Here is a 5,935-nt window from a genome sequence, read left to right as displayed (position 1 = left end):
GGGGGCGAGCGTCAGGCCGGAGACGTCCACGTGCTCGCGGCCGGCCGGCGGCTCGGCCGAGACGGCCGAGATGACGCCGCCGGTCACCCCGACGTGGGCGACGGAGTCGAGGCCGGTCTCCGGGTCGAGAACGCGGGCCGCGCCGAGAACGAGGTCATGGGTGTCCATCAACGCAACGTACCCGGCCGGGGCTCGGGTGCGGATCGTGCTGGAGCACAAGGTTTCGCGCTCCCCTTGGTGCGGTCGTGACCATCGCTCATGCCCGCTCAATGACCGGTCAAAAGCCTGGTCCGGGCACCGCCGCAGACCCCAGACTCAAGGGTCCGTCACGTCGTTCCGGCCACTACAGAATTCCTCAAATTTCGGAGAAAAGCATGCGCAAGGCAGCAGTACGATCAGCGGTCGCGGCGTTGCTCGGCATCGGGCTGACCGGCGGCCTGCTGGCCGCGACCAGCTCACCCGCGCTCGCGGCCGGCAGGTGGTGCACCGGCGACACGTGCCTCAAGACCTACGACGTCGGCACGTGGCACGGCCGGGTCGAGGTGCAGATCTGGGCGCGCCCGAACATGACGGTCCACGGCCGCGTGTGGAACTCCGCCGGCTGGGCCGTGAACACCCAGGTCGAGAGCTTCACCAGCTACCGCACCTACATCGGCTACACCTACCCGAAGCGGAACTTCCCGGCGGGCTCGCAGCTCTGCGCCGAGGGCTGGTGGCACCGCGGCGGCAGCCACTACACGAGCCTCGGCCGGCGGTGCGTCACCGTCACCAGATGACCGCCGGCACCTCCCGCCGGCCGTGACCCCGGGGCTGAACTGCCTAGACTTCGGCTGGACGGTCCTGCCCCTGGGACACGGACGGTGGAGGTGTCATGCCGGACGATGGCGACGTCGGCTCCGACCGGCACGGCCCGAGCCTGGGCGGGCTCCTCCGGGCCTGGCGTGATCGGGCGCTGCTGACGCAGGAGCAGCTCGCCGACCGGGCGGGGGTCAACGTGCGTACCGTTCGCCGGCTCGAGAGCGACGACGTCGAGCGGCCCCGCGGGGCCTCGCTCCGGAGGCTGGCCGAGGCGCTGGGCCTTGACCTGGACGAACAGGCCACGCTCACCGCGATGGCGCTCCGGGCCCAGGACACGCGTGCCGGGGCGGAGACGACGCCGAGGCAGTTGCCGATCGACGTGTCCGGGTTCGCGGGCCGCACGGAGGCCCTGGCGGAGCTGGACCGGCTGCTGGAGACGCCGCCCGACGGCACGCGGATCTGCGTCATCTCCGGCACGGCCGGCGTCGGCAAGACCTCACTGGCGCTGCACTGGGCGCATCGGGTGCGCGACCGGTTCGAGGACGGCGAGCTGTACGTGAACCTCCACGGCTTCGGCCCGACGGATGAGGCGGTCGACCCCCGGGACGCCCTGTCGGCCTTCCTCGGCGCCCTGGGCGTGGCACCGCGCCAGATCCCGGAGGACCTGCCGGCCATGGCGGCGCTCTACCGCACGACGCTGGCGCGCAAGCGCGTCCTGATCGTGCTCGACAACGCCCGCGACGCCGAGCAGGCGCGCTGGCTGCTCCCCGGCGGCGGCCGCTGCACGGTCCTCGTCACCAGCCGGCGCGCGATGAGCAGCCTGATCACCGAGCAGGGGTCCGCCCTGGTCATGCTGGACGTGCTGCCGCCGGACGAGGCCCGCGACCTGCTGGCCCGCCGCCTGGGCCGGGAGCGGACCGAGGCCGACCCGGACGCCACCGACCAGATCATCTCCGCGTGCGCGCGGCTGCCGCTGGCCCTGGCGATCGCCGCGGGCCGCGCGGTCACCAGCCCGGCCACGCCGCTGGCGGCCTTCGCGGCGGACCTGCGCCGGGCCGTCGCGGACCTGGGCGAGCTGGTCACCCGCGACTCGGCCACCGACCTGCGGGTGGTGCTGTCCCGCTCGTACGACGTGCTGCCCGGCGAGGTGTCCCGGCTGTTCAGGCTGCTGGCCGTGCACCCCGGACCGGACATCACCGCGGCGGCGGCCGCCAGCCTGGCGGAGGTCGACCCGGCGCGGGCCCGGCGGCTCGTGGACGCCCTGCTCGACGCGCACCTGATCACCGAGGTGGCGCCCGGCCGGTACGCCTTCCACGACCTGCTCCGCGCGTACGCCCTGGACCTGGCCCGCGACACCGAGTCCGAGCCGGCCCGGCGGGCGGCGGCCCGCAGGGTGGCCGACCACTATGTGCACACCGCGTACGGCGCGTCCCTGCGCCTGATGTCGTTCGAGCGGCTGGTCCCCCCCGGCCCGGCCGCCCCCGGCGTGCTGGCCGAGCGGGTGGCCGATCACCGGCAGGCGCTGGCCTGGTTCCGGGCCGAGGAGCCGGTGCTGCTCGCGGTCCTTCGCCAGGCCATGGCCGACCGGATGTACGAGCACGCCTTCTGGCTGGTGTCGGCCTCCCTCGTCTGCTTCGACCGGCAGGGCAAGTGGCACGAGCGCATCGCCTGCTCCCGCGTCGCGCTGGAGGCGGCCGACCGGTTGGGCAACCCGCACATGCGGGCCGCCGCACACCGGTGGATCGTGGCGCCCGCCATCGAGCTCGATGATCTGGAGCAGGCCGAGACCCATGTCGAGCAGGCCCTCTCCCTGGCGCGCGAGGCGGGAGCCCCGGACGAGGAGGGCTTCACCCTCTTCGACCTCACCCTGCTGCGCCTCAACCAGGGCCGGCTGGAGGAGGCGCTGCGGCTCGGCCACGAGTCGCTGGAGCTGCTGCGCGCCGCGGGCCTGCCCATCGGCCAGGCCCGGGCGCTGAACGGGATCAGCTGGTGCCGGACCCTCCTGGGCGATCACGAGCGGGCGCTCGCCGCCGGCGAGCAGGCGCTGGCGCTGGCGGTCAAGAACGAGGACGAGTCGTGCCAGGCCCACGTCCTGGACACACTGGGGTACATCCACCACCACCGGGGCGACCAGGAGGCGGCGATCGACTGCTACCGCCGTGCCCTGACCCTCTTCCGCGACCTGGGCCACCGTTATCCCGAGGGCGAGACGCTGTTCCACCTCGGCGACGCGTTCCTCGCCTCGGGCCGGCCCGTCCAGGCGGCGCGTCACTGGCGCCTGGCCCTGGTCATCCTGGAGGAGCTGCGGCACCAGACCGCCGAGGTGGTCCGGTCCAGGCTCCAGGGGTCAGGCGCGCAGCGCGTCGCGGAGGAACACGGCGACGCGTGACTGCCATTGGCGCGCCGACTCCAGCGCGGCGGTCATCTCGTGGGACCCGTGCACGTGGCCCGGCCAGCAGATGACCTCCGCCGGGACCCCCGCCCGCTCCAGCCGCCGCCCGTAGCGCTCGCCGTCCTCCCGCAGGATGTCGTACTCGGCGGTCATGATCAGCGCCGGCGGCAGGCCGCTCAGGTCGTCGGCGAGCAGCGGCGAGGCGTACGGGTGATGCCGGAGCTGGAGGTCGCAGTACTGCTCGATGGTGGTGTCCAGCTCGGCGCGCGTCAGCACCGCCCCTTCCTCGGGCTCGGCGCTGTCGGACCGCCCCGCCGTCAGGTCGAGCGCCGGGATCTCCAGCACCTGGGCGCGCAGCGGCGGGCCGCCCTCGTCGCGGATCATCAACGCCGTGGCGGCGGCCAGGTTGGCGCCCGAGGAGTCGCCGCCGATCGAGACGCGTGAGGTGTCCACGCCGAGCGTCCCGGCCTGGTCGGCGACCCATCGCACGGCGGCGCGGCAGTCACGCACCGGGACGGGGAAGCGGTGTTCGGGGGCCAGGCGGTAGGCGACCGAGACCACCACGCAGCCGGCCTCGGCCGCGAGCCGGGCGCACAGGGTGTCGCGGTGCTCCAGCTCGCCGAGCCACCAGCCGCCGCCGTGCGCGTACACGTGGCAGGGCAGCAGGCCGGACACATCCGGCGGCCGGTAGGCGCGGACCGTGATGGCGCCGCCCTCGACGGGCACCTTGTGGTCGGTCACGGACACCGGCGGGGCGGGTCGCGCCACCGTGGCGGCCCGTTGGTCCATGCCCCGATGGATCATCGCGCGGCGTTCGGCGACCGGCACCGAGGCGTCCGGCAGGCGGGTCCGGGCCTCCTGGATCCGGCCCAGCATCGGGACAAGCTGCGGCAGCACCGGCATACAAGATCTCCCTAGGGTCAGGGCACGACGACGACGGCCATGGCAGGCGGGTGATCGGGAACGAGCGCAGAACTCGCCCACCATGCGGCAAGTCTGCGCGGCCGGTCAAGCGGCATCCAGGGCATCGGGCGGGCATTGACCGGGCATTTCGCTCCCGCGTCGGCAGCGGGTATCGGTGTCGTCAGTGTGCGGCCGCGGCGTCCAGCAAGTCCGGTGAAGTCGGGCAGCAACCGCAGCAGCGCGGGCCAGAACCCGGCCGCCGCCGACCGGGCGAACGCGAGGTCGGCAAAACGCGAAACGCCCGGCCCCAAGTGGTCTTGGTCCGGGCGTCTACCTCTTCGGCTTGCGAGCCCCCAAACGGAATCGAACCGTTGACCTTCTCCTTACCATGGAGACGCTCTGCCGACTGAGCTATAGGGGCCTGTCCGTCGCTGCGGACAGGTGTAACCATACACGGCGCTCAACGATGACGCGAACCGATTGCCCCACTACCCGACCGCCTCGAACCCCCGCGAGAACGGCAGCGACACCACCTCGCACAGATCGGCCAGATCGACATGGCGGGCCACCTCCGCGACGGATCCGCAGTCGGCGACGGTGATGCCGTGCCTGCGCACCCGGAGCACCTGCCGCCCGTCGCGCTCGGCGGCGATGACGTCGTATCCGTCAGGTCCGACCCATCGGCTGTCCATAGCGGCACACAGTAGCCCCTGGGTCTCTCATTTTCCGGGAAGCGACATGCGTTACACCTCATACCAAAACAGCACAGAAGAACATTAAGTCACCACCAAGAAAGGTCCTAGAGCCGTCGCGCACTCTGGTCGCAGTTCACGAGAGGAGCGCCCCCATGGCCCCCAACCTGCTTGGATTCCGCATCACCCACCGGAGCATGCGCGGTGACGTACGCCGTCTGTCCGGGCTCATGAGCGAGCTGGCCGCCGGCGAGCAGAAGGCGGACGCCGCGCGGATGCGCGCGATCACCACCTTCATCACCAAGGTGTGCGCCGGGATCCACCACCACCACAAGGCCGAGGACGACGTGCTCTGGCCGGTCATCGTCCGCTCTGCCGGCGCGGCGGTGGACCTCACCGACCTGACCGACGACCACGCCACCCTGGACCCGCTGCTGGACGAGATCACCACGGCCGCCGCGCGGCTCCAGACGGACCCCGGTGTGCCCGCGCGGCTGGCCAAGTCGCTCGGCGCGCTCGCCGACCTGCTGGACGAGCACATCGAGGAGGAGGAGCGGCTGCTCTTCCCGGTGATCAACACGTACGTGTCGGAGAAGGACTGGCTGGAGGTCGAGCGCGCCGTGCGCAAGGGCGGCGACATGGCGTTCGACCTGCCGAGGATCGGGCAGTACGCGCGGCCGGAGGAGCTGGCCGAGCTGCGCAAGCTCGCCGGGCCGGTCCTGTCGGTGCTGCTCACGCTCACCCGCCGGGGCCATCAGCGCCGCCAGCAGCTGATCTTCGGCGCGGTTTAGCGCAATGCCCTGCGGGCGGCGCCGGCCCAGTGCGGGGAGCCGACCAGCTCCGCGACGCGGGCCGCCGCCGCGTAGTGCCCGCCCGGGTCCCGTCCGAGCACCCGGGCCAGGTCACCCAGCACCAGCCCGACCGGCCCCAGCGTGACCGAGGCGCTGTGCAGCCCGGCCATCTCGCCCTCCCAGGGCAACAGGTCGCGGTAGCAGCGCTCGGCCACCTCCTTGTCGTCCAGCGCCACGGCCGTCAGCGCGCGCATCGCCTCCCAGATCAGCCAGTAGTAGCTGCGCGGATGCGACTCGTCCGGCCGCCACACCCGCCTGGCGCCGTCGAGGTCGCCGTCGGCGACCAGCACGGCGGCGGA

5 protein-coding genes, 1 tRNA gene and 1 pseudogene are annotated in these 5,935 nt (G+C 72.8%); 3 read left to right on the top strand and 4 right to left on the bottom strand.

Translation table 11 applies throughout. The features are described from left to right. Positions 1 to 374 precede the first annotated feature (374 nt). On the top strand, positions 375 to 776 hold the full coding sequence (locus KME77_RS22540; protein ID WP_219470923.1) for a hypothetical protein: 402 nt from the start codon (positions 375 to 377) through the stop codon (positions 774 to 776). A gap of 95 nt (positions 777 to 871) precedes the next feature. Then, positions 872 to 3,187, top strand: a complete 2,316-nt coding sequence (locus KME77_RS22535; protein WP_219470922.1) for an ATP-binding protein — start codon at positions 872 to 874, stop codon at positions 3,185 to 3,187. Here the strand turns inward: KME77_RS22535 and KME77_RS22530 are convergent. From KME77_RS22530 to KME77_RS22520, 3 genes are all read right to left on the bottom strand, one after another. Further along, positions 3,146 to 4,093 carry an alpha/beta hydrolase gene (locus tag KME77_RS22530; RefSeq protein ID WP_219470921.1) on the bottom strand — a complete coding sequence of 316 codons (948 nt, stop codon included), beginning with the start codon at positions 4,091 to 4,093 and terminating at the stop codon, positions 3,146 to 3,148. The two genes, KME77_RS22535 and KME77_RS22530, sit on opposite strands and share 42 nt — an antisense overlap. Before the next feature lie 348 nt (positions 4,094 to 4,441). Further along, positions 4,442 to 4,514, bottom strand: a tRNA-Thr gene (locus KME77_RS22525). Positions 4,515 to 4,581: 67 nt separating this feature from the next. Continuing rightward, on the bottom strand, positions 4,582 to 4,785 hold the full coding sequence (locus KME77_RS22520) for a transposase (protein ID WP_219470920.1): 204 nt from the start codon (positions 4,783 to 4,785) through the stop codon (positions 4,582 to 4,584). 155 nt (positions 4,786 to 4,940) lie between these two features. Between KME77_RS22520 and KME77_RS22515 the strand changes: the two genes are divergently transcribed. Next, positions 4,941 to 5,576 carry a hemerythrin domain-containing protein gene (locus tag KME77_RS22515; RefSeq protein ID WP_219470919.1) on the top strand — a complete coding sequence of 212 codons (636 nt, stop codon included), beginning with the start codon at positions 4,941 to 4,943 and terminating at the stop codon, positions 5,574 to 5,576. On the opposite strand, the pseudogene KME77_RS22510 reads toward KME77_RS22515, so the two are convergent. Continuing rightward, positions 5,573 to 5,935 (bottom strand): annotated as a pseudogene (locus KME77_RS22510) (BTAD domain-containing putative transcriptional regulator); the annotation flags it as partial. The gene KME77_RS22515 and the pseudogene KME77_RS22510 sit on opposite strands and share 4 nt — an antisense overlap.

Source organism: Nonomuraea rhizosphaerae, from assembly GCF_019396405.1.
GTDB lineage: Bacteria > Actinomycetota > Actinomycetes > Streptosporangiales > Streptosporangiaceae > Nonomuraea > Nonomuraea rhizosphaerae.
Note: the sequence above shows the minus strand (reverse complement) of the source record. Positions and strands in the feature narration are given on the sequence as shown.

Coding starts and splice junctions, on each gene's coding strand:
- KME77_RS22540 (WP_219470923.1), top strand. CDS start 375: ATGCGCAAGGCAGCAGTACGATCAGCGGTCGCGGCGTTGCTCGGCATC.
- KME77_RS22535 (WP_219470922.1), top strand. CDS start 872: ATGCCGGACGATGGCGACGTCGGCTCCGACCGGCACGGCCCGAGCCTG.
- KME77_RS22530 (WP_219470921.1), bottom strand. CDS start 4,093: ATGCCGGTGCTGCCGCAGCTTGTCCCGATGCTGGGCCGGATCCAGGAG.
- KME77_RS22520 (WP_219470920.1), bottom strand. CDS start 4,785: ATGGACAGCCGATGGGTCGGACCTGACGGATACGACGTCATCGCCGCC.
- KME77_RS22515 (WP_219470919.1), top strand. CDS start 4,941: ATGGCCCCCAACCTGCTTGGATTCCGCATCACCCACCGGAGCATGCGC.